The sequence below is a fragment of the Clostridium sp. HCS.1 genome (assembly GCF_047900555.1).
Lineage (GTDB): Bacteria > Bacillota > Clostridia > Clostridiales > Clostridiaceae > Clostridium.
Map to the genome: position 1 here is coordinate 3,000,873 of NZ_CP170704.1, position 24,596 is coordinate 3,025,468.

The following is a 24,596-nucleotide window of genomic DNA, read 5'->3' on the forward strand; positions in this document are numbered from 1 at the left end:
CCCCTATTATTACCAAGTCATGTCCATATATAAATTTATAGGTAATATTTCTCCATTAACTTTATACTTTATTACCTCTTCAAATTTTTTGGTACATACAGTGTATTTGTAAGGAATGTTTAAAAACTTAGATAACTCAAAAGATTCAATATCTCCTTTGAGTATATGTCTAGATTCTGTTTCCTTCATCATGTGAGAATTTGATATTATACCTGTTACTTTTAGCTTACTGGCTAATTCAATAGACTTTAGATATTTACTTGCTGATATACAATTTAAGGTTTCCATTCTTGAATTATTTAAAATATAATACATTGAATAACCTTCTTCTTCAAAGTACTTGTTATATACTCCTAGAACCCTTGCCCCTACATCATCTCCACCAACATCCAATATAACTTCATATGATTTATCATTAAATACAGATAAAATTTCTGCTGATAGTACCATTAGTTCTGCATTAATTAAATCCTTTGATGTACTTATAACCCTTATCATGTAATCCTTTTCTATTTTAACTTTAATATCTCTTATAGAAAAATAAGGATTAATTGTGTCCATATCTACCAATGCTACCTTTTTACCTTCTTTAGACATTTTTATAGAATAATTAATTGCCACTTCTGTCTTGCCACTACCAAAGTGTCCAGTAAATATCTTAATCCTACTCACATTAACACTCCCTATTACACATTCTTACTATCAGTATACTTTATATTCTATTTTTATCGCAATAAAAAGTGTAATATATATAAATATTTACCATACTTCACAATAATTTTAATTTATTCAAATAAAATCTTAAGAAATTACTAAAATAAATGATATATTAATTATTTTTTTATCTATTTTTTAGAGTATAAAAAATATGATATATAATATTTTTCTTTCAATACCCTAAAATTTAAATCATAAACCTTATATTTGAGCTATTAAAAACTAAAAGAGCCTTAGAATAAATCTAAAGCTCTATACAAAAAACTATTTATTATTTTCAATTAATGCTTCAATTCTAGCTCCACATCTACTAGCTCCACAGAATCCTGTTCCAGCACAAGTAGCTTCTTGAACCTTTTCAAAAGTATCAGCACCATCTTTTATAGCTTTTACTATTTCATCTTTTTCTACACCTTTACATAAGCAAACTAAATCCATATTTACACCTCAATCTCTAAAATCTTTTCATTAGATTATAAAAATTTAATCTCTTGATTGATTATAATATATTTTTTTAATTTGTAAAAGATGTTATTAGAAAATAATTATTTCTAACTTATTATTTTTGAAATTATAGGTATAGTAACAATAGATAGTAAAGTGGTTATAAATACAACTATTGATGAATATTCCTTTTCCTTATTAAAATCAGCTGCAAATATTGAGGTCATAGCAGCTGCTGGCATAGCTTGTATAACTATAATGGTGTTTATTATAGTTGTGTTATCTTTTAGTCCTAATTTTATTAAAATAAGTACTAAAGGTATTATTATTAGCTTAATTAATGATCCGTAATATATTGATATTTCCTTAAACACATCTTTTATCCTTACCTTAGCTAATATACTTCCTACTATTATCATTGAGATAGGTGCCGTCATATCTCCAACTATTTTTGTTGTGTCTAATATAAAAGATGGTAGCTGAACTTTAAATAGCATCATAGGAATTCCTATATATACTGCTATTATAGCTGGATTTAATAAAACTTTTTTTGTATTTTTCTTTGATATTTTGTCTGAAAAAATCATAACTCCATATGTCCATAAAGCTATTGTAAATACCATGTTAAAAATTGACGTATAAACAACTCCTTCTGGGCCATACAAGCTATTAATTATGGGAAATCCTATAAATCCACAATTTGAAAATACATTTGCAAAATGTAGAATTTTTTTCTTTTCACCTTTAATAGGAAGTAAACATATATAAGATATAATAGCTGCTAGAAGCATAAAAACTACACTATAGGTAAATGCTATAAAAACATTCTTGCCCATTCCATCACTAAATTCAAAACTAAATGAATTTATAACTAAAAGTGGTAATGTTATTTCTAAAAGTATTCTTCTTAATCCCTTATTTACTTCTTCATTTATTATGTTCTTCTTTGTTCCATAAACGCCAATTAATATTATTAAAAATAAAGAAATTATTTTATTTAAGACAACCATTTTTTCTCCTATAAAAAATCTGTTTTTCTTTATATTATATACTTTTTATTACTATAAGTTATATAGTAATTTGAAACTTTCAATATAAAGTATTAATTTACTTATCTTCTCATATATATTAATTAAATAATTCTTTAATATTTTATTATTATATTGATAAGCTGATAATTATTTGTTATTATAATAACTATCGAATTGTTTGTATAAGGGAGTAGTTAACTCTAATTTTGTAAGAGTTACTAAGTCAACATATTGAACTTAGTTCTGGCTTAGTATTAAATAACGAGACTTATGCGTAGTTTTGCTACGCATAAGTCTCATTTTTTATGATAATAATCTATAAATAGTAATAAAATCCTAAGTAATATTTAGGCTTTTATAATAAAATCTATAATAAAGGAGTACATATCATGGGTTTCATTTCAATTTTTATGACAGGTATAGGATTATCTATGGATGCCTTTGCCGTTTCCTTAGCTAAAGGTATATGTTTAAAAGAAGATGAATTTAAAAATTCTTTTAAAGTTGCTCTATTCTTTGGTGGATTTCAAGCCTTAATGCCATTATTAGGCTGGTGGTTTGGTAGATATTTTGAAAGCTATATAAAATCTTTTGATCATTGGATAGCTTTTATATTACTAGTAATTATAGGTGGAAAAATGCTAATAGAAGCTATTAAGGAACTAAGATCTATTAACGATTCAGAGATAGCTACAGAATGTGAAAGGGATGAATTTTCTTATAAGAAACTAACAATACTAGCAATCGCAACTAGTATAGATGCCTTAGCTGTTGGAGTTAGCTTTGCATTTTTAAGCGTTAGCATTATTCCTTCTATAACAATTATAGGAATAACTACTTTTATATTAAGTTTTTTTGCAGTTTTTCTTGGCAAAAAACTTGGTGAGTATATGCAAAGTTATGCTGAAATAATAGGTGGAATTATTTTAATATTTATTGGAGCTAAAATATTGTTTGAACACTTGATGTAAATGAAGAATGTAAAATGAAAAATGTAGAATGAAGGAAAAAACTCCTTTCTGAGTTTTGACCTTCTAATTGAAAAGGCACTACTATTCTTAATAGAAATAGTAGTGCCTTTTCTCTATATTGATTACTATAATAAAACAAATAATTTACGTATATTTTTTACACGTTTATTATTATTAAGCATATAGTAAATATATAAAAATAAATAATCATTTAGAAAGGGGTTCCATATGACTTATCAAGATTTCTGTAATAAATCTAATAGTAATCTAATCAGTAATACTGATGCTCAAAATGTTTTTTCTTTTTTATCCGAACCATCTAATATTCATAACATGATCTGTTTTAGCCAACTTGAGTTGCCAGCAATTACTGGTATTGTATCAACTCTAGAAAAGAACTATGCTAATACTGCAAATTTCCCTTTTACAGATTTTCGCAATAAGCAGATAGTAGGAAAAATGATAAAGTATATACTTTCCTTCTATGGATATACACCAAAAGCTAAAGGTCTTGATGACCGTGCAAAACTTAGAAATTTCTCAAATGCAAATTATTTTAAAACTTCTTCTGTATATGAATTAATAACTACTCCCCAACACAAAATTATTGTAATTTCAATATAAATGCTACTGTATTATAAAAATACTATTTATTAAAAAGAATTTAAAAGCATAGCTACTTTAATAATAGTTATTCTTTTAATTATAACTTCTTTTTTAACAATACCAATTTATCTTTACTGGATTAGGCTCATCAATTATATAAACTTTAAGCAAGGCTTCTTCCATCTTTTTGCACTCTCTTGCTGCAATTTCATCATAAATCTCATCATTCTCATTAACACCAACTGATGAATATGCTATTGCAGCAGAACCATAAAAAGCAAGTCCTAAAGAGCTAGTTATAGTATTAATTGTTGCTGTTGTAGCCCTTATAGCTCTTGCTGCTGCTTGTGCTGCTGGATTTTCTTCTGCTTCTCTTGCAGCTATTTGAGCTTCCTTAATAATTTTCTTTGCTTCAGCTAATTTTATATTGCCTTTTAGCCATTCATCAACTGCATTTAATGCGTTATCTAAACGATAATCCTTAGGATATACATTTATATAAATAGGTAGAATATGTTCTCTAGCATATTCATTACACCATTTTATAATTGTATATTTACTTTGTGTTTCTATTAATCTCATAAGAGAAATAATATATGGTGAGTCTGCTTTTCCAAGCATTTTCCGTAATTTAGCCATAATTACTCCTTTTATTAAATATATTTTTAAAATAAAATTAATACCAAAGGTAAATGAAATTCTTTGCTATTATCCCTTAATAATCTGAACTCCAACTCCATTTGGATCCCTTACAAAAAAGCATTCCATATTGCCACCTAATATAATTGGTCCAGCAGTAATTATATTTTTTTCTTTTGATTTTTCTAAAATCTCATCATAATTCACTGGACAAATACCAATAGAAACATTGCTATTTGATAAAGCCTCTAATTCTAAATTTTTATAATAAATAAGTTCAATTTTCACTCCATTTTCTGCAGAAAAAAAGGCAATAGACATATCCTCATTATGGGAAAATTCCTTTTCAGCCTTCATGCCTAAAAAATCCTTATAAAACTCTTTAGACTTTTCAAAATCTTTTACTTTAATTGTAATCCAATTAATAACCATATTATTCCTCCCTTATATATTCCTTATCTTAAGCTCTAATAAACTATTATTTATCTAATAACTTAATTTTATTTTCCGTTTTGATTATAACATATTTTGTAAATTGCATACACTTATACTATATCTATTATCTATCTACTCCAATTTATCTAAATTATTATTCCTTCAAAATGGTCTATTTCATGTTGAATAATCTGTGCAGTAAAACCAGTAAATATTTGTTTATGTTTCTTAAAATCTCTATCAAGATATTCCACTTCTATTGTTTCATATCTTTTTGTTTTTCTAAAACCAGTTAGAGATAAACAACTTTCTTCTGTTTCATAACCTTTTTCTTTCTTTACTATAACTGGATTTACCATAGGAACTATTATATTACCTACACTAAATACAAGTATACGTTTTTTAACTCCTATCATATTTGCAGCCATACCAACACAGGCCTCTAAATTTGCTCTTAATGTATCAACTAAATCATCAATAACTGGTATATCAGCTTTTGTTGCAGCTTCTGATTTCTGTCCTAGGAATAATACATCATTTACAATTGGTCTTATCATATTTTTTCAAACCTTTCTATTTCTTAATTTCTATTCTAATTTTAATTATTAACTTACTTGTTTGCCTATTCTTATTTTAATATAATCAAAGTATAAATAGCAAAAATACTAGTAGAATTAGTTAAATTCTACTAGCACTAAAAATTAATATTTAACCACTTTGGAAGCTTTTTATCAACCCAGACTATCTTTCCATGCTTCAAATATGCAATTTCTCTTAACACCTCAGTATTATCATATATATTTACTTCATCACATATTTTAATTACTTCATTTAAATTCTTTAAAGAATTATAGTATCTTCTTTCTATGTCCTTATCAGGTATTCCATGCCCACCTTTGCTTACTCTAATTTTAACTCTTTCCTTAGCAATTTCAGGATTATCTATACCTATATAATTCATAACTATATAAAAACCATTCTCTTTAGCAAGACTTATATTCCTTATTATACTTTTCCCACATAAAGTAGTTTCTTGGTTAAAAGATATTCCTTCAAGAATATATTTTTTTATTAAGACAATAGCTTCTCTTGCACACTTAACTTGAAGATTCTTATCTTTCCAAGAACCAATTCTTGCTACCATTTCATCAGTATTTATTCTTTTTTCATCTTTATTTTCATTATAATATATAGATTCATACATTGAAGTTTTACCTGCTCCATTAACGCCTGCAAAAATTGTATATGTTGGCACCCTACTTACCTATAACCTTTTCTTGTTCTTTTTGTAATACTAAATTAGATAATGTCATATAAAAATCTTGTTCTTCTTTTGTCTTAGCATTCTTAAATAATTCCTTCAATTCACTATATGAATACTTTATAAAAATATCATATAAATTAATATCCTTATTTCCCATAAAAGGCACCTCCTAAAAGAAACATATTTATATAAATATTATATACCGAATATATAAAATAATAAACATACTCTATAATTCTATCCAATCACTTATCTTGTTATAAACCTTAAAGCCCCTCTTCTTATACATTTCATAAGCAATACTATTCTTTTCAATTACTGTTAAACAAAGTTCTTCTACTTTCTTTTCATTTAAGTATTGTATTGCTGTTTCTAATAATCTTTTACCATAGCCTTTTCCCCTGTACTCTTTTACTAATCCTATATCGAAAAAGCCTTTATTACCTTCAATAATTGTATTTAAAAAACCTATACTTTCACCTTTATCTATTACAATAAAATATTCTTCATTGTCATTCTTATTATCTAAAAATCCCTTTGCATCTTTAATTTCTATATAGGTTCCATGAGGCATATCCATAAAGGATTTATTATAAATATCAACATACTCATCAATATTTTCCTTTGATAAATTAATCTTATCTAATACATCATTTTCTTTTTCTCTATTAGTTAATATCATATTAAAGGATGAATAACTTCTTTTTAGTCCTATACTTTCTGCTAAATTAAGCAAATCCTTATTTCTTATTCCAAGAAGAACTTTATTAGCTCTATATTTGTTTGCTAATGCTAATGAAGTATTAATTAATTCCTTTAATACTTTTTTATTATCCTTTTGACAAATAACTTTATTAATATAGATAGTCTTTAATTTATCAACAACTTCTAATATTACTGATACCTTACCTACTATCTTATCTTCATGAAAATAGAACAATACCCCTTCGCCATAATTGCAAATCTTACCCTTAAGTTCCTTTTCAATTTCAGAGAATGATAAATCAGTGTTTTCTTTATTTTTTATAAACTCTAATGCTAAATTTTTTTCATCACTATTTAATTCTAAAAGATTCTTTATCATTATTCTTTCACCCAATATTGACTACAATCTTTAGATCTATCTAAAAATCCATATTGAATTAAAGCTCTTCTTATTGTTACATAGTCTTCATATATTCTTTTTAATACTCTATTAACTTCTTTTTCAGAATATTTCTTTCCAACATTAAAGTTTTTAGTTATTTCTTCTAATAATATAATTTTCTTCTTTTCTTTAGATGGATAACTTTTCAATGCCCCATTTTCATCTACATAAGTTTCTATTACCTTAATTTTTTCTTCTTTAGTTATATTAAATCTATCATCTAAGGTTGTTGCTCCTTTATGTGCATCACAAATAACATCCTTCTCTAACATATTTATATCTTTATTAGTTTCTTTAGAAAGCAAATTCATAGTTGCTAAAAATAACTTAGCTTGTTTTTCTCTTTCTCTTAATTTATATCTATGATTTCTAATAGTAGAGTTTGCAATTCCTAATTTTGCTGCTATTTCTTTATCTGTAAGTCCTAAAGCTATTAATTCAATTACTGCCCTTTGAGATGATGATATCCCTGTATAATTTGAATTCATATTTAATAAATAGCTTAACATCGACTGGTGCTTTTCCTTAATATGAAGTTCTGCTGTCTTTTTTGCATCATATAGATTTCCATCTACTTCATATATTCTTCCATTTATAAAACTTTCTTCACAAACTATACATTTTACATCTTCTTCTGTTTCAATAAATCCCTTTTCAATTTCTTCAATAGATGAATTCCAAAAAAATTCATTTTCCATTTTAATCCCTCCGTATATTTCTTAGCAAAATTATAAAACAATAATATATATTTGTCTATAAATAAATAAACTTATTTTTAATTTGTTTGTATAAATAAAAATTAGTTTAAAATTTTCAAAATAGCATAATATTATTAATAGAATATAGTATTGAGATAAAAATATTTTTAGGTGGTGTAAAAAGTGCATAGTAGATATAATGACCTCTTTGATACCTTAGTAAAGTCTTATTATAATGGAAACTTTGAAGAAACTCTTACAAATATTATGGTTTGTCATGAGATTTCACCTCAAGAAACTTTTAAAATTATTTCTTCGCTTTGTGGTGTATCTCTAGAATTTAATAATAATTATGTTTATAACTTAAAAAAGGCTATTACTAACTATGAAGTAAGTAAAAGATTTATTGAAAAACTCGAAAGCTGTAACCTAAACTGTAAAAATGAATCTGATGAAAAATATAAATGTCAATTAAGCTGTCCTTTTGATGCAATAATATATGATGAAAATAAAAAATCTACTTATATTAATTATAATCTTTGTGTTGGTTGTGGTTTATGTATAGACTCTTGTAAAGAAGGAAAAATACTCGATAAAGTAGATTTTATTCCTATCATTGACTTAATAAAAAATAATAAAACTGTTGTTGCTGCTGTTGCACCTGCAATTATGGGCCAATTTGGTGAAGATGTATCTTTAGATCAATTAAGAGAAGCATTTATGAAAATTGGATTTACCGATATGATTGAAGTTGCCTTTGCTGCAGATATGCTTACAATAAAAGAAGCTGTAGAATTTAATAAACATGTAAATAGTCCTAATGATATAATGATAACTTCTTGTTGTTGCCCTATGTGGGTTGGAATGCTTAAAAGAGTCTATAAAGAATTAGTTCCTGATCTATCTCCTTCTGTATCTCCAATGATAGCTACAGGAAGGGTTATAAAAAAATTAAATCCTGATGCTAAAGTAGTATTTGTGGGGCCATGTATAGCAAAAAAGGCTGAAGCAAAGGAAAAAGATTTATCTAATGATATAGATTTTGTTTTAACATTTCAAGAATTAGACGATATATTTAAAACTTTAGAAATTAAGCCTTCTGAATTAAATGGAATTCCTACTAAAGATTACGCTTCTAGAGGTGGTAGATTATATGCTCGTACGGGAGGTGTTTCTATTGCTGTAGGTGAAGCTGTAGAAGAATTATATCCAAAGAAAGCAAAGCTTTTTAAATCTGCAAAAGCTGAAGGTGTCAAAGAATGTAAAGAAATATTAAATAAAGCTTTAAGTGGTGATATTAAAGCTAATTTTATAGAAGGAATGGGTTGTATTGGTGGATGTGTTGGTGGCCCTAAAGCCTTAATATCTAAAGAAGAAGGGAAACTATCTGTTGATAATCTAGCTTATAATTCTCCAATTAAAATTGCTACACATAGTAGTACTATGGATGAAGTATTAGAAAAAATAAATATAACTTCCCTGAAGGATTTTGAAGATGATAAAAAAACTGAAATTTTTCATAGGGATTTTAGTTAAAAATAAATATCATATTATGCTCATTTTCTTTAAAATACACTTAATTAAGTAATTTAAAGTAGAAATTGAGTAGAATATCTACTTTTCTATTACTGTCATAAATGTCTTAATTATCATATGTTATACTGTAAAAATATTATTGGAGGAAATTTTAATTTGGATACCTTAAGTGTTTGTATTATAGCTAAAAATGAAGAGAACAACTTATTAAGATGCCTAGAGAGCATAAAAGGTATTGCAGATGAAGTAATATTAGTTGATACAGGTTCTGTTGATAAAACAATAAGTATTGCTGAAAAATATAATGCTAAAGTAATGGAATTTCCTTGGACAAAAAATTTTAGCTCTGCAAGAAATAAAGCCTTAGAAATGGCAACTAAAGATTGGATCTTATGTCTTGATTGTGATGAAGCTCTAGATGGATCTCAAATTTATGAAATTAAAAGAGCCTTAAGAAATTCTAAACATTTGGGTTTTAGACTAAAACTAACTAATGTTATTAATAATAAATTATATGAAGGAAAACATATTTTGAGAATTATTAAAAACAATTCTGGATTTTACTACTCTGGAAAGATTAATGAAAGACTGATGAATTCAATTTATGAAGATTCATATAATACTGAAATAATTAATTTAGAATATCTTTTATATAATTTTGGATTTGATTATAGTAGAAAGACTTTAACTGAAAGATGCAATAGAAATATAGAAATTTATTCATCATTTAATAAAGAAGAAGTAGATTTTGCTTACTATTATAATATTGCAAATGAATACTACCTTTTGAGAAAATATAATACTGCAAATAACTATTATATTAAATCACTTAACTCAAATGATAATATTTATATAAATAGCTATATAACACTTTTATTAGTTAAATCCTATTACTATATGAAAAAATATAATAAGGCTATTTTGATAGGTGAAAGCTTCTCTATTAAATATAATTTTATAAGGGAACTCTATTTATTTTTAAGTGAATGCTATAAAAAGATTGAGGAATTTGATATTTCTAAGGAATGTTTTAAAACTTATTTAAGCACTACTCCCAATGAATACTCTTACTACTTCAATTTAATTCATAATATATCTAAAGATATAATCCCTGAATTTTTCGGATTCTCCATATTAAATTTGTGTATAACTAAATAAAATAAGGAAGAGTTTATCCTCTTCCTTATTTTTAATATATTAGAAATTTGAAAACCTTTATATTGATATTAATCTAAACTTAATATCAATAATGTCAAGTTACTAGTCTTGTCTCTTGTCTAAAATTTGCTCTAAAACATTTAATCTTGTTTTACCAAGTATTTGTTTAGGCTTCTTAGCTATTTCATTGTCTTTGTAGAACTTGTTCTTGTTTGCTTGTACAACCATATAGATTTTTTCCTCTAATGCTTCGTCTTCTATGTTCCCTTCAAAGTAGTCATCTATGTAGTTTCTCAATGCATAGCTTAGTTCTTCTTGATTTTTGTAATATAATCTAATTCCACCCTTATTCACTATATAATCCTCCCTATAAAATCTACTTTTTAAATATATTTTATACCAAATATATCTAATATACAACCTGTATTGATATTCTTAATTCTTACTTAATTATTAAATGTATCTATTTTCCACTTTTTTCTTCAATTATCTTAGTTTTAAAAAAATATTAATAAAAATTATAATGATTTTAAAAATACTATTGACAAATTATTAATTAATAATTATTATTAATACATAGAGAATATTAAAAGAAACAGGAGGAAAAAAATTATGGCATTAATAGGAAAGAAATTAGAAGACTTTAAGGTTCAAGCTTACCACAATGGAAAGTTTGTAGAAGTATCAAATGAAGATGTTTTAGGAAAGTGGGGAATATTCTTCTTCTATCCAGCAGACTTCACATTTGTATGTCCAACTGAATTAGGTGATTTAGCTGATCATTATGATAGCTTTAAAGAAATTGGAGCTGAAATATATTCAGTATCAGAAGATTCACACTTCGTTCATAAAGCATGGGCTGATACAACTGAAACAATTGGAAAGATTACTTATCCAATGCTAGCAGATCCAACTGGTAAGTTAGCAAGATTCTTTGAAGTACTTATTGAAGAAGAAGGTATGGCTTTAAGAGGAACATTTATCGTTGACCCTGATGGCATAATCCAAGCTTATGAAGTTCACCAAAACGGAATTGGTAGAAACGCTGAAGAATTATTAAGAAAAGTTCAAGCTGCTCAATTCGTAAGAGAACATGGAGATGAAGTTTGCCCAGCTAACTGGACTCCAGGAGCTGAAACTTTAGTACCAAGCTTAGATTTAGTTGGAAAACTTTAATATATAACATAGAGGGGACTTTCTCCTCCACTATAAAAAATTAGCGAGGAAACTCGCTATTTTTTTAACAAACTAATCAATAATAATTATTAGGTAATAATAGAGTATTAAAAATATATATTTCATTTTATTTATAAGGAGGCTTATATGAACAATAATATTTATGATTTAATTATAATTGGTGGCGGTCCTGCTGGATTATCTGCTGGTTTATATGCCGGAAGAGCAAAACTTAGAACATTAATCATTGAAAAAGAAAATATTGGTGGTCAAATTTCTACTACTGCCGAAGTGGTAAACTATCCTGCTATAGTTAAAACAAGTGGTGCAGAAATGACATCTCAAATGAGAATACAAGCAGAAAATTTTGGAGTTAAATTTAAAACTGCTGATGTTACAGATGTAGATTTTAATGGTGAAGTTAAAACTATAAAAACAAATGTTGGTGATATTCAAGGAAGATCTGTTATTATAGCTACAGGTGCTTCTCCAAGAAAATTAGGATTTCCTGGAGAAATTGAATATGGCGGTAGAGGTGTTGCCTATTGTTCAACTTGTGATGGTGAATTCTTTAAAGATTTAGAAGTTCTTGTAATAGGTGCAGGTTTTGCTGCAGCAGAAGAAGCTATATACTTAACTAGATTTGCTAAAAAGGTAATAATAATAGCTAGAGAGCCTGATTTTACTTGTGCAAAATCTATTGGAGATAAGGTTAAAGCTAATAAGAATATAGAAATTAGATTTAATACTGAAGTTGTTGAAGCTGTTGGTGATGATGTATTAAGATCTGTAAAATTAATTAATAACGTTACTAATGAAACTTCTGAATACTATCCTCCAAAAGAAGATGGAACATTTGGTATCTTTGTATTCGTTGGTTATCAACCACAAACTGATGTTTTTAAAAACAAAGTAGATATGGATAGATGGGGATATATATTAACTGATGAAAATATGAAAACTAATGTAGACGGTGTTTATGCAGCTGGTGATTTAAGACCTAAAATGCTTAGACAAGTTGTAACTGCAGTTGCTGATGGTGCTATTGCTGCAACAGATGCTGAAAAATATGTAGCTGCACAAAAAGAAAGACTTGGAATTGTTGATGAATATATAGAAGAAGAAAAAGTTGAAGAACCAAAAGAATCTTCAGTATCTTCTATTTCAAATACAGGTAAGAGTGCATTATTAAATGATGCTCTAAGAAAACAAATTCAAGGAGTTTTAGCTAGATTTGAAAGTAATATATCTCTAGTTTCAATTGTAGATGAAACTAATAGTAAATCAATTGAACTAAGAGATTTAGTTTTAGATATAGCTGATTTAGGTGATAAAGTTACTGCACTTATATATAAGAAGGGTGAAAATCCTGAAATGGAAGATAAGGTTCATGCAAACAAATTCCCTATAGTTGCTATTTTAAATAAAGATGGTGAATATAGTGGTGTTAAATTCCATGGTGTGCCTGGTGGTCATGAATTAAATTCATTCCTTATAGCTATGTATAATGTAGCAGGTCCTGGTCAAGAAATTAATGCTAATGTTTTAAATGATATTAAGTCTATAGATAAGAAACTAAATATTAAAGTTGGAGTATCACTTTCTTGCCATGTATGTCCTGATGTAGTTATGGCTGCTCAAAGAATTGCAATAGAAAATCCTAATATAGAAACTGAAATGTTAGATTTATCTAACTTCCCTGATTTAAAGAATAAGCATAAAATAATGAGTGTACCTGCATTAATAGTAAATGACGAAAAAGTATACTTCGGTGGTAAGAAGCTTGAAGAAATAGTAAACTTATTAAAATAATAATTTAACCCCAAAAAGTGTTTTCTGTTTATATACAGAAATCACTTTTTTATTTTTCTTAATATTTCTTTAACCTTATATTCAAAGGTAATCCTTCCAAATTGATAATAAGTATCTAACTCTTCTATATTAGGATATTGTTTTTTAATATAACTTTTATATTCTTTAAAGGAAATAGAATTCAAATTCATTGCATTTTCATGAAAGATAAAACCATAAATAAAATACCCAATAACTAATATTGGTATTAAAAGAAATATGGCAATAATAATTTTAATTTTCCTTTTGAAAGTCATACTACACCACCTATTCTTTATTCATATTTAATTATTTTAAGGTTATACACTCTATTATTTTTAAACTTTAAATAAATTATATAAAAAAATCCTAAAGCTAGAACCACTTTTTAGCAATTAATTAAAAAAACTCCTTCTCCTAAAGTCCAAGGAGTAAGTTCGAGGAACCAAATTAAAATTTGGACTCTTAGAGGAAACTCCTTCTCCTAAAGTCCAAGGAGTAAGTTCGAGGGACCAAATTAAAATTTGGACTCTCACTTAAATAGCCTATATGAATAGACTTACTCTAGAGCTTGTCTTTCATATAGGCTTAATTTAATCTATAATTATGCTGTTATTTTTGATGCTAATTTTTCTTTTTTTCTTTTTTCTGTTTCGTCTACAACTAATGCTGTAACTGCTGTTCCAGTTACATTAGTTAATGTTCTCATCATATCTATTATTGCATCTACTGCCATTACCATAGCCATACCTTCTATAGGTAATCCAGCAGTTGATAATACTACAGTTGTTGACATAGTAGCAGCTCCTGGAACTCCTGCTATACCAATTGAAGAAATAATTGTAGTTACTACTATTAAAATATAGTGATACATTGTCATATCTACTTTGAATACATTTGCTACAAATATAGCTACTATAGCTGGATATAATCCACCACAAGCATTCATTCCCATTGTTGATCCAAGTGGAGCTACAAAGCTTGCTACATTTCCAGAAACCTTAGCATTTTCTACTAATGTCTTAATAGTAACTGGTAATGTACCATAACTACTTTGACTTGTAAATGCTACTACTTGAGCTTCAGATATATCTTTAAAGAACTTTATTGGATTCTTTCTTGCAACAAAGGCTATTAATGGTGTATGAACTAATAATATTTGTAATATACATGCTATATAAACAGCTAATACAACTAAGAATAATGATTTAATAGTGTCCATTCCATTTTTTGCTGCTGCTGTGGCTATTAATGCAAATACTCCATAGGGTATAAACTTTAATATTATTCTAGTAATGCTTAATACTAATTCATATGCTGATAATATAAAATCTTTAAAGGCTTTAACTTTCTCTGGATTTTTATTATCTTCAATAACTAATGCTACTGCTATAAATAATGAAAAAATAACTATTGGTATTATTTGATTATTTACCATTGAGGCTACAGGATTAGATGGTAAGAAATCTAAAATAACTTTTGAAAAAGCTGGTATTTCTCTTGGAGTAAAACCTTCCACTCCAACATAATTTAATCCATTTCCTAAATTAAATATTCTTCCTATAATTAAGCCTATTATTGCAGCAACTCCTGTTGTTCCTAATAATATACCTATTGTTTTAAGTCCTATTGATTTTAAAGTATCTAAATTTTTAAGTCTAATTATACTTGTTATTATTGATACCATAACTAATGGTACAACTATCATTTTAATTATTGCTATATATCCTTTACCAACTACTTCAAGGTAAGCAAGATTTTCTTTAAAAATTCCTCCTAAAATTAAACCTATTGTTAAAGCTGTTAAAGTTGCATAAGAGAACTTTCCAGTCTTTGATTTTACTAAATAAATAACATAAAATGCTACTAATGATAGTACTACTGCTAAAACTAAATTAAAACTAATATTTATATTCATATTTTCCTCCTACTTTTAATTGATTTTATAATTATAATATAAATTATTAAGATTTTAAAAGAACAAAAAAACTCCTGCCCTGTAATACAGAGGCAGAAGTCTAACTTCCACGGTTCCACTCTGATTAGATATAAAATATCCATCTCGTCATCGGTACTAAACATACCTAGTCTCTATAATGGGAGAACCCATAACCCCCTACTTAGTTTCAAGGATTAAACTCTGAGATGCACTTCATTAATACAATTATAAGCTATTCCAGCAAACTAGCTCTCTCTAAAATAATTGTTATTAATTACTTCTTCTCTTCATCGTCATTATTCATATCGGAATACTATGATTTAATTATATCATTATATCATTCCTTGTCAATATATAAATTAAATATTTCAAATGAATATTTTTATATTAATTTTCTCTTAAAATAAAAAAATAAGAAACTATAAAAGCATCCCCTTATTTAATGGACAGTTAATAATGCATAATTGTTGAAATAATTCAGCAAGCTGAATTATGCAATTTTCTAAACTCTGAAGGAGTTTATTCCTTCATTATGCATTACGCACTATGCATTATGAATTACTTTAAGTACTCATCAACATTGTTTATTGTAACCTTAGTATGTGGTAACTTTTTATACTTACCATCTTCTATATCCTTTATATTTTCTATAGATTTTCCTTGTGCTACATTAATTGCTATTTCTAAAATGGCTTCTGCTTGTGCAATTGAATCACTTATAACAGTGCCCTTCATATCCCCAGCTTTTATTGATTCCATAGCTGCTTTGATTCCATCTATTCCAACTACTATAGGTTTTCTAATTAGTTCGCTATTAGAATTTATGGCATGAATAGCTCCAAGTGCCATAACATCATTATTGCTAAACACAACTTCTATACTATCCCCAAATTCTTTAATCCATTGAGTCATTTTGCTATTTGCTTGATCACTTTGCCAATTAGCACTATCATCAGCTAACTTTTCTGATTGTATTCCTTTTTCATTTAAAGACTTAATACAATATTCCGTTCTTATAAGTGAATCTTGATGGCCTGGCTCTCCTTCAAGCATAACATATTGAATTATTCCATCTTTATTTTTATCATAAATTTCTTTATTGGAAATCCATTGCTCAGCCACAATATCAGCCTGTAGTCTTGCTGATTGTTCCGCTTGTGCACCTACATAATAAACTTTATTCCATCTATCCATATCTTCTTCTACAGGTTCCCTATTGAAGAAAATTAATGGAATGTCTGCTGACTTTGCTTTATCTATTATTGTAGCTGCTGCTGTTCTATCTACTAAATTAACACATATCACATCATAATCTTGATTAATAAATCTATCAACTTGATTTCCTTGGTTTAATGTACTTCCCTTTGCATCTACAAATTCGAATAAAATTTTAGAGTTATACTCACTTCCTTTTTCCTTAATAATTTGTTCCAAATTATTTGTGATTGTAGATATAAAAACATCATCTTGCCTATATACTGTTACTCCAATCTTTATTTCTTCAGTTGATTTAGTCTTGCTACCCTCACCACATCCTACTATTAAGGTAGAAATAATTACTAAACTAATCATACCCAATATCTTTTTACTCTTTATCACAATAACCTCCTATTAATAATTACTTATTATAAATTTGTGACATGGATTTTAATTAAACTTTCTTATCTTAAATTTATAAGAAAATATTATCTAACAATTGGAAATAAGATTTTTTGATTTTCTTTGGAGTACATATTTTCACCATTTATCACAGTTGACTCAATATTGATTTTATTATCTATCTTTTTATGTTCTATTTTATTAACAGCAGTGTTTACGCTTAAATATCCAATATTAAATTCATTTTGTATTACAGTGGCATTAATTATTTCTTCTTCTATTAAAGATATTATTGTACTTGTTCTTCCAATTCCATATACTTCAGTATCATACTTTACATTAGTATCATTAATAATATATTTTTTTGCCCTTCCAATAGCTTCTAATTCACTTGGCTCAAAAGCGACTAAAACTATTTCTTGATCTTCTTCCATTATGCTTCTGATTTCATTATATAATTTTGAATCATCCTTAGGTAACTCTATAACTTCAAAAGTATTTTTACTCTTATTTATTTCATCTTTGAACCCATTATATCTCTCAACTAAGCTGCTAAATTCTAAGTCACTTTTAGCAATTATAATATTCTTTCTAGTATTTCCATTTCTCATTACCTCTTCTGCCAATTTTTTACCTAGCTCATAATTATCACAAGAAATATAAGGTATATTTTGTTTAGTATCTATTTTTGATTCAAATAATACTATTGGTACTTTTTTACTAGTATTTTCTATGATATTTGATAATGCTGTATAATCTGAAGGTGATATAATTATGGCATCTGTTCCTGAATCTATTGACTTCTCTAAATAATCCTTTTGTTCTTCAACATTATTTTCTTCTAGTAATGATATAAATCTTAGATTAACATTCATTTCTGAAGATGCTTGCTCCATTCCGGCTTTTATAATGCTCCATTCCTCATTATTTCTTCCTCTTATTATTACAGAAATATCATACACTACAATTTCTTTTTTTCCACCTTCTTTAAGTAATACTAATGAGGAAGCTAATACCGCTAAAAGTAAAGTCAAAATAATTAATTTTTTCTTTATTCTCATTTCTTTTCCTCCTTAGCACTATTAAATTCTATAGCTGGCATATGAATTCTAATTGTAGTTCCTTCATCTGGTTCACTATAAACTTCTAATCCATACTCCTCTCCGAAGTATAACTTAATTCTCTCATGTACATTTCTTAATCCAATTCCTGATCCTTTTTTCTGACCATTATTAACTTTTTCAATTAATAGCTTGTCCGCTATTTCTTGAGGCATTCCCAAACCATTATCAATTATATCTATATATAAGTCTTTTTCTTTTCTATATGATTTTACCACTATATCCCCATCACCACTCATATATTCCATTCCATGATATATAGCATTTTCTATAAGTGGTTGAACTATTAATTTAATACTAGTTAAATTCAAGGTATTTTCATCAGATTCAATACTATAACTAAATTTATTTTTGTATCTTATATTTTGGATAGTTAAATAATTTCTAGCATGTTCTAATTCATCTTTTACTGTAATTACATTTTTACCCTTACTTAAACTAATTCTGAAAAATCTAGCTAAAGCACTGACCATAACTATTGATCCATCATATTTTTCATTCTCTATCATCCAAATTATAGAATCTAAAGTGTTATATAGAAAATGAGGATTTATCTGTGCTTGAAGTGCATTTAATTCACTTTTTCTTTTTGATTCTTGTTCTATCATTATATTTTTCATAAGTATATTCATTTGATTAACCATTGATTTTATTGCCTTTGCTAAATGTTGAACTTCATAAGAACCATTTTCTGTTATATTTAAGTTTACCACTCCATTTTCAAACTCTTTAACAGATTTCTCTAAATCCTTAATAGGATTTGCTATTCTTGATGATACAAACATATTAATTGATATTAATATAAATATTGCAAAAATCATAATAAAGATTGCAAATACTCTAAATTCATAATATCCTGCTGTAACATCAGACATTGGGGATATAGCAACTAATTTCCATCCAGTATATCCAACTGTCTTAACAGTAACTAATCTCTTGCTTCCTTCAAATTTTTCTATATGATTTCCATCTTCAAATTTAGCTGCTTCTTTATTATTTTCAGTTATTAAATTTGAATAAATAAGTTGTTGTCTTGGATGATATATTATTTCTCCATCTCTATCTATAAGATATACATAACCATTTTTGCTAACCTCTACATTTTTGCAAATTTGTTCTATCCCACTAAAATTCATATCTACTAAAAGTACTCCACTACTAGTTTTACCATTATTGGTTATTTCAACAGCTCTACTTAATGATACTACCCATCTATATTTATAATTAGGATCATAAAATAAATTTTGAACATGAGGAGTTGAAAAATGTAAATTTTCTTTTTTATTTTTTGCATTTTGAAACCAATTATTATTTCTTGCCTCTATATTCTTTTTAAGCTGTTGAAGTGGATATGAATCTATAACCTCACCATATTCTGAAAATAATGTTATACTTATTAAATTATCTTTATTTGCCTCATATATTAAGTCCATTTCTTTTTCTATATTTTCTACTGACATATCTATCTTTTTTATAGCTCTATAGTAAATAGTATCTGAAATTTTCATCATATTTCTTAAGTAACTGTCTAAATTCAAATTAACTTGATCAATAATTGTTTGGTTATTCTTAGACACAACTTCTTCAGTAGAATTAGAAAATCTTAAATATAATGCTCCTCCGACTACTATCATTCCAGCAACAGCAACTACAGTAAAGGAAATTGAAATTATATATTTAATACTAGCCTTTTTGTAATATTCATTTAATTTGTCTTTAATAAAATTAAACATAATATTCTTCTCAATTCTTTCTATATCTTGATGGTGATATTCCAAACTTTTTCTTAAATACGTAGCTAAAGTAATTTGCTTCTTGATAACCAACCTTTGTGGCTATAATATAAGTCTTATCATCTGTAGTATTTAATAATTTTACAGCTTCTTCAAGCCTTATATCAGTAAGATAGCTTACAAAGCTCATATCTGTTTCTTTTTTAAAAATAGTTGAAAAATATGTAGAGCTTACATGTAAATTTAAACAAAGCTTTTCTACAGATAATTCCTCGTCATAATAATTATTTTTTATATATTCTTTAGCTTTTTCTACTAATATTTTTGAAGAGTTAATTCTTTCTTTTTTTATTATTTTATTTAATATTATTGCTTTAGCTACAAACCATGTTTTAATTTCTCTAATTGAATTAAATTCATCTAAGTAACTATAAAAATTAAATTCATCACCAAAAACCTTATTAACTTCTATATTATGGCTTTGAATTAATTTAACCATAGAAGTCAAAACTTCCATTAAGTAAATTCTATACTTATCTAATGCTACAGGTGATTCTTCTATTTTCTTAAATATATTATCTACCTCTATTCTTATATCTTCCTCACTTGAAAGTTTAATTGAATTTAAAAATTTCACTTCCTCTTGGTCTTCAAATTGAAGTTGTATAGAATTATCTGGTTCAACATCATCAATATAAATTGATTTACCATTTCCAAGTATTGGTCTATAAGCTAATGCGCTTTGTGCTGTTCTATATGAAAATCTTATTTCATTAATATCTTCATATATTCTACCTATTCCAATGGAAATATTCCTTCCAAATACACATTCAAAGATTTTACATACTTCATTTAAACCTTTTATCACATTAAATATGTTATCCTTTTCATTTAATGCTAATAAAAGAACTATTTTATCTAAATAAGGGAAACTTATAAAGTCACAATAATCTACCATAGTTTCATTTACTATATTTTTAAGTGATATTAGTGCCAATCTATTATCTTCATTTTTATTTAAATCATCAATATTTATTAAGGCTACACTTAAAAATTTATTTATAAAATCTAATCCTAACTTTTTTTCATTTTCCTTCCATTGTTCCTTAGTTACTCTTCCTTCTAAAGCTCCTACTAATAGTTGTTCTCTTATTACTGGTATACTTTCTAAATAATGCTTTTCAAGAACTTCCATATTTCTTTTATCATTATATTCCTTATCTAATTTTTCTTTTAGCCTCTTCAATACATCTATAAGTTCTAGAGAGTTAATAGGTTTTAATACATATTCAACTACATTTATTTTTATTGCTTGATGTGCATATTCTAAATCATCTGAACCTGAAAAAATAATGATTTTAGTTGAAGGCATTATATCCACTACTCTTTTTCCAAGCTCTAAGCCATCCATAAAAGGCATTTTTATATCTGTCATTAGCACATCTGGATGAATTTTTTCTGCTAACTCTAAAGCTTCTTGTCCATTTTCTGCATCTCCTACTACTACAAATCCATGCTCTTCCCAATTAATTTTTTTAATGACTCCGAGTCTAATTTCCTCTTCATCATCTACAATCATTATCTTATATAACCCCATAACACCCTCCTATAAATAATATAGAAATAAATCTATAAATTATGCTTAGAAAATCTTCTGATTATTCAAAATTTATTATATCATACTTTCTTAAAATATAAATATTTAAATACAAAAAATGGAACTGTTTTCACAGTTCCAAATAAATTAGTATTTAATTTTATGCTCTATAGTATTATTCCTATTATCAATGATAAGAAAATTAAAATAAATAATAATATTATTATCTTATCCATGGTTTTCACTGATACATCTATATTCCCATAAAGGGTATCTCTCATAGATTTTTTAGGTACTTCTTCAATATTTACCTTTATCTCTTCATTTTCCATACTAATCATTTCCTTTATTATTTCTTAGCTATATATTTTCTTACATCTAATGAAACAGCAACTATAATAATTAATCCTCTAATTATATATTGCCAGTATGCATTTACACCTATGAAGTTTAATCCATAGTTTATTACTTGAAGTAATACTGTGCCTATTAATACTCCTGGAATTGTACCAATCCCACCAGTAAATGAAACTCCACCAACTACGCAGGCAGAAATTGCATCTAGTTCATAGTTAAATCCTGTACTAGTTGTAGTTGATCCTGCTCTAGCTGCTTCTAAGAAACCTGCAAGTCCATAAAGTACTCCTGATATTATAAATATAAACATTATATTTTTCACAAGATTAACTCCTGAAACTGCTGCTGCTTCTGGGTTTCCCCCTATTGCAAACATATTTTTGCCTAATTTTGTTTTATTCCATACAAACCACATTATAGCTGCTACAATAGCAAGATAAAATACTAAATATGGGATTTCTATACTTCCTAATCTTAAATATCCGTTAACAAAAGCAGTATATCTTTCATCTAAATTAGCTACTGGTTGAGCTCCTAGTGGTGGTCTATCAATATATAAACAAGATGCACCATAAGCTATAAGTTGAGTACCAAGGGTTATAATAAATGCATGTACTTTCAGTTTTGCAACTCCAAATCCATTAATTGCTCCAAATATTCCACCTATTACTATTGCTAAAAACATTGGTACTATTAAAGGTAATGCTTTTAAGTTAGGATACATTCTAGCAGCATATGTTGTTGATTGTAATAATGATGCTGATACAATAGCTGTAAATCCTAAAATACGTCCAGCAGAAAGGTCAGTTCCTTGAAGTACTATTAATCCTGCAACACCAAGTGCTAGTATACCACGTGTAGATGCTTGACTTAAAATATTAGTAAAGTTTTTCAATGAAAGGAAGCCTGGTTCCTTTATAACAAAAAACACTATCATTATGAACAGAACTATATATAATGCATAATTAAGCAAGAAATTTTGTAAAGACTCTTTATTAAATTTAACTTTATTCATAGGTTCCACCTCTACTCTAAATATATTTAGCAGCCATAGTCATAATATCTTCTTGAGACAATTTATCAGCATCACCAATACCAGCTACCTTACCATTTGACATTACAAGAATTCTATCACAAATTCCTAATAATTCTGGCATTTCAGATGATACAACTATAACTCCTTTTCCCTTATTTGCTAAATCTATAATCAATTGATAAATTTCGTATTTAGCACCAACATCTATTCCTCTTGTTGGTTCATCTAATAATAGTATTTCTGGATTAGTTAAAAGCCATCTTCCTATAATTACTTTTTGTTGATTTCCTCCAGATAAGCTTCTAATTAATGTTTTTTGACTTGGAGTTTTAACCTTCATACTATTTATTGTCCATTTAGTATCTTCAATGATTTTCTTATTATCTAATACACCGAATTTACTATATCTATCTATATTAGCAATCATAGTATTGAACTTAATATCAAGTTGACCAAATATACCTGTTGCTCTACGTTCTTCTGTTAATAAAGCAAATCCATTTTTTATTGCTTTACGAGAATCACTATTTATTACTTTTTTACCATGGAGATTTATTTCTCCTGTGCTATGTTTAGCTATTCCAAATATAGTTTCCAATAATTCAGTTCTCTTTGAACCAACTAGACCTGCAATTCCAAGAATTTCTCCTTTTCTTACTTCAAAAGATACATCTCTAATTGAAGGTTGATATGCACCAGTTAAGTTTTTAACTTCTAATATTACATCTTTAGGTTTATTAGTCTTTGGTGGAAATCTATTAGTTAAATCACGTCCAACCATTAATTTAATAATTTTATCTGTAGTAAGATCTTTAGCTGGAATTGTATCTATCCACTTTCCATCACGCATAATAGTTACATCATCAGAAATTTGAAGAATTTCTTCCATTTTATGAGAAATATATATAATACCGCAGCCTTTATCTCTTAATTTATTTATAATTTTAAATAAATGATTTACTTCTTCATTTGTTAATGATGATGTAGGCTCGTCTAGAACTAATATTTTAGCATTATATGAAACTGCTTTAGCTATCTCAACCATTTGCCTTTGAGATACAGAAAGTTTAGCCATTTTAACCTTTGGATTAACATCTATCTCAAGTTCATCTAATATTTTTTTAGTTTCCTCATACATTATCTTTTCACTTACAACACCAGCATTACCTGGATATCTGCCAAGCCATATATTGTCCATAACATTTCTTTGTAAAACTTGGTTTAATTCTTGGTGAACCATAGCAACTCCATTATCCATTGCTTGCTTTGGATTAGAGAATTTGCTTTTTTTCCCCTCTATTAAAATTTCACCACCATCTTCAATATAAACACCAAATAAACATTTCATTAAAGTAGATTTACCTGCTCCATTTTCACCCATTAAAGCATGTACAGTTCCTGGTCTTACTTTTAATTTAACATTATCTAAGGCTTTAACTCCTGGAAATTCTTTGCATATATCTGTCATTTCAAGAACATATTTTGTATCTGCCATAACTTACTTCACCACTTTTCTATTATTTATTAAACTGCATAGTAAAAATATACTATGCAGTTTAGAA

26 protein-coding genes and 1 other annotated feature are annotated in these 24,596 nt (G+C 27.0%); of the genes, 6 read left to right on the forward strand and 20 right to left on the reverse strand.

Annotated features, from left to right (window positions below; translation table 11 throughout):
• Nucleotides 1–9: 9 nt before the first annotated feature.
• The 3 genes from ACFYH6_RS14310 to ACFYH6_RS14320 all read right to left on the reverse strand — a co-directional run bounded on the left by ACFYH6_RS14310 (nucleotide 10) and on the right by ACFYH6_RS14320 (nucleotide 2,171).
• Nucleotides 10–672, reverse strand: coding sequence for an ATP-binding protein (locus ACFYH6_RS14310; protein ID WP_416178273.1), 663 nt, complete (start codon nucleotides 670–672; stop codon nucleotides 10–12).
• A 309-nt stretch (nucleotides 673–981) separates the two neighbouring features.
• Entirely contained in the window at nucleotides 982–1,155 is a 174-nt protein-coding gene (locus tag ACFYH6_RS14315; protein WP_316345027.1) for a (2Fe-2S)-binding protein, read from the reverse strand.
• A 113-nt stretch (nucleotides 1,156–1,268) separates the two neighbouring features.
• Nucleotides 1,269–2,171: an AEC family transporter gene (locus ACFYH6_RS14320; RefSeq protein WP_316345026.1), complete on the reverse strand. Its 903-nt coding sequence runs from the start codon at nucleotides 2,169–2,171 to the stop codon at nucleotides 1,269–1,271.
• A 410-nt stretch (nucleotides 2,172–2,581) separates the two neighbouring features.
• On the opposite strand from ACFYH6_RS14320, the gene ACFYH6_RS14325 reads away from it, so the two are divergent.
• Both ACFYH6_RS14325 and ACFYH6_RS14330 read left to right on the forward strand, forming a co-directional pair.
• Nucleotides 2,582–3,163 (forward strand): manganese efflux pump MntP family protein, encoded by a 582-nt coding sequence (locus tag ACFYH6_RS14325; RefSeq protein ID WP_316342191.1) that lies wholly within the window; start codon nucleotides 2,582–2,584, stop codon nucleotides 3,161–3,163.
• A gap of 228 nt (nucleotides 3,164–3,391) precedes the next feature.
• On the forward strand, nucleotides 3,392–3,787 hold the full coding sequence (locus ACFYH6_RS14330; RefSeq protein WP_416178272.1) for a hypothetical protein: 396 nt from the start codon (nucleotides 3,392–3,394) through the stop codon (nucleotides 3,785–3,787).
• Nucleotides 3,788–3,880: 93 nt separating this feature from the next.
• Here the strand turns inward: ACFYH6_RS14330 and ACFYH6_RS14335 are convergent, their stop codons facing one another.
• The 7 genes from ACFYH6_RS14335 to ACFYH6_RS14365 all read right to left on the reverse strand — a co-directional run bounded on the left by ACFYH6_RS14335 (nucleotide 3,881) and on the right by ACFYH6_RS14365 (nucleotide 7,952).
• Nucleotides 3,881–4,408 (reverse strand): putative immunity protein, encoded by a 528-nt coding sequence (locus ACFYH6_RS14335; protein ID WP_416178271.1) that lies wholly within the window; start codon nucleotides 4,406–4,408, stop codon nucleotides 3,881–3,883.
• A 69-nt stretch (nucleotides 4,409–4,477) separates the two neighbouring features.
• Nucleotides 4,478–4,840: a VOC family protein gene (locus ACFYH6_RS14340; RefSeq protein WP_416178270.1), complete on the reverse strand. Its 363-nt coding sequence runs from the start codon at nucleotides 4,838–4,840 to the stop codon at nucleotides 4,478–4,480.
• Nucleotides 4,841–4,989: 149 nt separating this feature from the next.
• Entirely contained in the window at nucleotides 4,990–5,400 is a 411-nt protein-coding gene (locus ACFYH6_RS14345) for a peptide deformylase (RefSeq protein ID WP_416178269.1), read from the reverse strand.
• A 137-nt stretch (nucleotides 5,401–5,537) separates the two neighbouring features.
• Entirely contained in the window at nucleotides 5,538–6,098 is a 561-nt protein-coding gene (locus ACFYH6_RS14350; RefSeq protein ID WP_416178268.1) for a zeta toxin family protein, read from the reverse strand.
• Nucleotide 6,099: 1 nt separating this feature from the next.
• Entirely contained in the window at nucleotides 6,100–6,264 is a 165-nt protein-coding gene (locus tag ACFYH6_RS14355; protein WP_316342185.1) for a hypothetical protein, read from the reverse strand.
• Between the two features lie 72 nt (nucleotides 6,265–6,336).
• A complete protein-coding gene (locus ACFYH6_RS14360; protein WP_416178267.1) occupies nucleotides 6,337–7,191 on the reverse strand; it encodes a GNAT family N-acetyltransferase in 855 nt (284 codons plus the stop codon).
• On the reverse strand, nucleotides 7,191–7,952 hold the full coding sequence (locus ACFYH6_RS14365) for a DUF2087 domain-containing protein (protein ID WP_416178266.1): 762 nt from the start codon (nucleotides 7,950–7,952) through the stop codon (nucleotides 7,191–7,193). Before ACFYH6_RS14365 ends, ACFYH6_RS14360 begins: the two co-directional genes overlap by 1 nt.
• 183 nt (nucleotides 7,953–8,135) lie before the next feature.
• Here ACFYH6_RS14365 and ACFYH6_RS14370 point away from each other — a divergent pair, with 183 nt between their 5' ends.
• Both ACFYH6_RS14370 and ACFYH6_RS14375 read left to right on the forward strand, forming a co-directional pair.
• Nucleotides 8,136–9,488 (forward strand): [Fe-Fe] hydrogenase large subunit C-terminal domain-containing protein, encoded by a 1,353-nt coding sequence (locus ACFYH6_RS14370; protein WP_416178265.1) that lies wholly within the window; start codon nucleotides 8,136–8,138, stop codon nucleotides 9,486–9,488.
• A gap of 156 nt (nucleotides 9,489–9,644) precedes the next feature.
• Nucleotides 9,645–10,646 carry a glycosyltransferase gene (locus tag ACFYH6_RS14375; protein WP_416178264.1) on the forward strand — a complete coding sequence of 334 codons (1,002 nt, stop codon included), beginning with the start codon at nucleotides 9,645–9,647 and terminating at the stop codon, nucleotides 10,644–10,646.
• A 102-nt stretch (nucleotides 10,647–10,748) separates the two neighbouring features.
• Here ACFYH6_RS14375 and ACFYH6_RS14380 read toward each other — a convergent pair whose 3' ends face one another.
• Nucleotides 10,749–11,000, reverse strand: coding sequence for a TIGR04540 family protein (locus ACFYH6_RS14380; RefSeq protein WP_316342176.1), 252 nt, complete (start codon nucleotides 10,998–11,000; stop codon nucleotides 10,749–10,751).
• A gap of 258 nt (nucleotides 11,001–11,258) precedes the next feature.
• Here ACFYH6_RS14380 and ahpC point away from each other — a divergent pair, with 258 nt between their 5' ends.
• Complete coding sequence (gene ahpC / locus ACFYH6_RS14385; protein ID WP_316342175.1) at nucleotides 11,259–11,822, forward strand: alkyl hydroperoxide reductase subunit C; 564 nt, start codon at nucleotides 11,259–11,261, stop codon at nucleotides 11,820–11,822.
• Between the two features lie 147 nt (nucleotides 11,823–11,969).
• Nucleotides 11,970–13,634: an FAD-dependent oxidoreductase gene (locus ACFYH6_RS14390; protein WP_416178263.1), complete on the forward strand. Its 1,665-nt coding sequence runs from the start codon at nucleotides 11,970–11,972 to the stop codon at nucleotides 13,632–13,634.
• A 41-nt stretch (nucleotides 13,635–13,675) separates the two neighbouring features.
• Here the strand turns inward: ACFYH6_RS14390 and ACFYH6_RS14395 are convergent, their stop codons facing one another.
• The 9 genes from ACFYH6_RS14395 to mglA form a co-directional block, all read right to left on the reverse strand.
• Nucleotides 13,676–13,930 carry a hypothetical protein gene (locus tag ACFYH6_RS14395; RefSeq protein ID WP_416178262.1) on the reverse strand — a complete coding sequence of 85 codons (255 nt, stop codon included), beginning with the start codon at nucleotides 13,928–13,930 and terminating at the stop codon, nucleotides 13,676–13,678.
• A 326-nt stretch (nucleotides 13,931–14,256) separates the two neighbouring features.
• Nucleotides 14,257–15,570, reverse strand: coding sequence for a dicarboxylate/amino acid:cation symporter (locus ACFYH6_RS14400; protein WP_416178261.1), 1,314 nt, complete (start codon nucleotides 15,568–15,570; stop codon nucleotides 14,257–14,259).
• An 85-nt stretch (nucleotides 15,571–15,655) separates the two neighbouring features.
• Nucleotides 15,656–15,891: a binding site (T-box leader), on the reverse strand.
• Between the two features lie 258 nt (nucleotides 15,892–16,149).
• Entirely contained in the window at nucleotides 16,150–17,190 is a 1,041-nt protein-coding gene (locus tag ACFYH6_RS14405; RefSeq protein WP_416178260.1) for a galactose ABC transporter substrate-binding protein, read from the reverse strand.
• 86 nt (nucleotides 17,191–17,276) lie between these two features.
• Nucleotides 17,277–18,251 (reverse strand): substrate-binding domain-containing protein, encoded by a 975-nt coding sequence (locus tag ACFYH6_RS14410; protein ID WP_416178259.1) that lies wholly within the window; start codon nucleotides 18,249–18,251, stop codon nucleotides 17,277–17,279.
• Nucleotides 18,248–20,044, reverse strand: a complete 1,797-nt coding sequence (locus tag ACFYH6_RS14415) for a cache domain-containing protein (protein WP_416178258.1) — start codon at nucleotides 20,042–20,044, stop codon at nucleotides 18,248–18,250. Before ACFYH6_RS14415 ends, ACFYH6_RS14410 begins: the two co-directional genes overlap by 4 nt.
• A 10-nt stretch (nucleotides 20,045–20,054) precedes the next feature.
• Nucleotides 20,055–21,641, reverse strand: a complete 1,587-nt coding sequence (locus ACFYH6_RS14420) for a response regulator (protein WP_416178257.1) — start codon at nucleotides 21,639–21,641, stop codon at nucleotides 20,055–20,057.
• A 167-nt stretch (nucleotides 21,642–21,808) separates the two neighbouring features.
• Nucleotides 21,809–21,973 (reverse strand): hypothetical protein, encoded by a 165-nt coding sequence (locus tag ACFYH6_RS14425; protein ID WP_316342168.1) that lies wholly within the window; start codon nucleotides 21,971–21,973, stop codon nucleotides 21,809–21,811.
• 17 nt (nucleotides 21,974–21,990) lie between these two features.
• On the reverse strand, nucleotides 21,991–23,013 hold the full coding sequence (gene mglC, locus ACFYH6_RS14430; RefSeq protein WP_316342167.1) for a galactose/methyl galactoside ABC transporter permease MglC: 1,023 nt from the start codon (nucleotides 23,011–23,013) through the stop codon (nucleotides 21,991–21,993).
• A gap of 16 nt (nucleotides 23,014–23,029) precedes the next feature.
• Entirely contained in the window at nucleotides 23,030–24,529 is a 1,500-nt protein-coding gene (gene mglA / locus ACFYH6_RS14435; RefSeq protein ID WP_416178256.1) for a galactose/methyl galactoside ABC transporter ATP-binding protein MglA, read from the reverse strand.
• Nucleotides 24,530–24,596 lie beyond the last annotated feature (67 nt).

Bases quoted from the DNA above. Each gene is read 5' to 3' on its own strand.
- ACFYH6_RS14315 (WP_316345027.1), bottom strand. From the start codon at position 1,155: ATGGATTTAGTTTGCTTATGTAAAGGTGTAGAAAAAGATGAAATAGTA.
- ACFYH6_RS14320 (WP_316345026.1), bottom strand. From the start codon at position 2,171: ATGGTTGTCTTAAATAAAATAATTTCTTTATTTTTAATAATATTAATT.
- ACFYH6_RS14325 (WP_316342191.1), top strand. From the start codon at position 2,582: ATGGGTTTCATTTCAATTTTTATGACAGGTATAGGATTATCTATGGAT.
- ACFYH6_RS14330 (WP_416178272.1), top strand. From the start codon at position 3,392: ATGACTTATCAAGATTTCTGTAATAAATCTAATAGTAATCTAATCAGT.
- ACFYH6_RS14335 (WP_416178271.1), bottom strand. From the start codon at position 4,408: ATGGCTAAATTACGGAAAATGCTTGGAAAAGCAGACTCACCATATATT.
- ACFYH6_RS14340 (WP_416178270.1), bottom strand. From the start codon at position 4,840: ATGGTTATTAATTGGATTACAATTAAAGTAAAAGATTTTGAAAAGTCT.
- ACFYH6_RS14345 (WP_416178269.1), bottom strand. From the start codon at position 5,400: ATGATAAGACCAATTGTAAATGATGTATTATTCCTAGGACAGAAATCA.
- ACFYH6_RS14355 (WP_316342185.1), bottom strand. From the start codon at position 6,264: ATGGGAAATAAGGATATTAATTTATATGATATTTTTATAAAGTATTCA.
- ACFYH6_RS14360 (WP_416178267.1), bottom strand. From the start codon at position 7,191: ATGATAAAGAATCTTTTAGAATTAAATAGTGATGAAAAAAATTTAGCA.
- ACFYH6_RS14365 (WP_416178266.1), bottom strand. From the start codon at position 7,952: ATGGAAAATGAATTTTTTTGGAATTCATCTATTGAAGAAATTGAAAAG.
- ahpC (WP_316342175.1), top strand. From the start codon at position 11,259: ATGGCATTAATAGGAAAGAAATTAGAAGACTTTAAGGTTCAAGCTTAC.
- ACFYH6_RS14390 (WP_416178263.1), top strand. From the start codon at position 11,970: ATGAACAATAATATTTATGATTTAATTATAATTGGTGGCGGTCCTGCT.
- ACFYH6_RS14395 (WP_416178262.1), bottom strand. From the start codon at position 13,930: ATGACTTTCAAAAGGAAAATTAAAATTATTATTGCCATATTTCTTTTA.
- ACFYH6_RS14400 (WP_416178261.1), bottom strand. From the start codon at position 15,570: ATGAATATAAATATTAGTTTTAATTTAGTTTTAGCAGTAGTACTATCA.
- ACFYH6_RS14410 (WP_416178259.1), bottom strand. From the start codon at position 18,251: ATGAGAATAAAGAAAAAATTAATTATTTTGACTTTACTTTTAGCGGTA.
- ACFYH6_RS14415 (WP_416178258.1), bottom strand. From the start codon at position 20,044: ATGTTTAATTTTATTAAAGACAAATTAAATGAATATTACAAAAAGGCT.
- ACFYH6_RS14420 (WP_416178257.1), bottom strand. From the start codon at position 21,641: ATGGGGTTATATAAGATAATGATTGTAGATGATGAAGAGGAAATTAGA.
- ACFYH6_RS14425 (WP_316342168.1), bottom strand. From the start codon at position 21,973: ATGGAAAATGAAGAGATAAAGGTAAATATTGAAGAAGTACCTAAAAAA.
- mglC (WP_316342167.1), bottom strand. From the start codon at position 23,013: ATGAATAAAGTTAAATTTAATAAAGAGTCTTTACAAAATTTCTTGCTT.
- mglA (WP_416178256.1), bottom strand. From the start codon at position 24,529: ATGGCAGATACAAAATATGTTCTTGAAATGACAGATATATGCAAAGAA.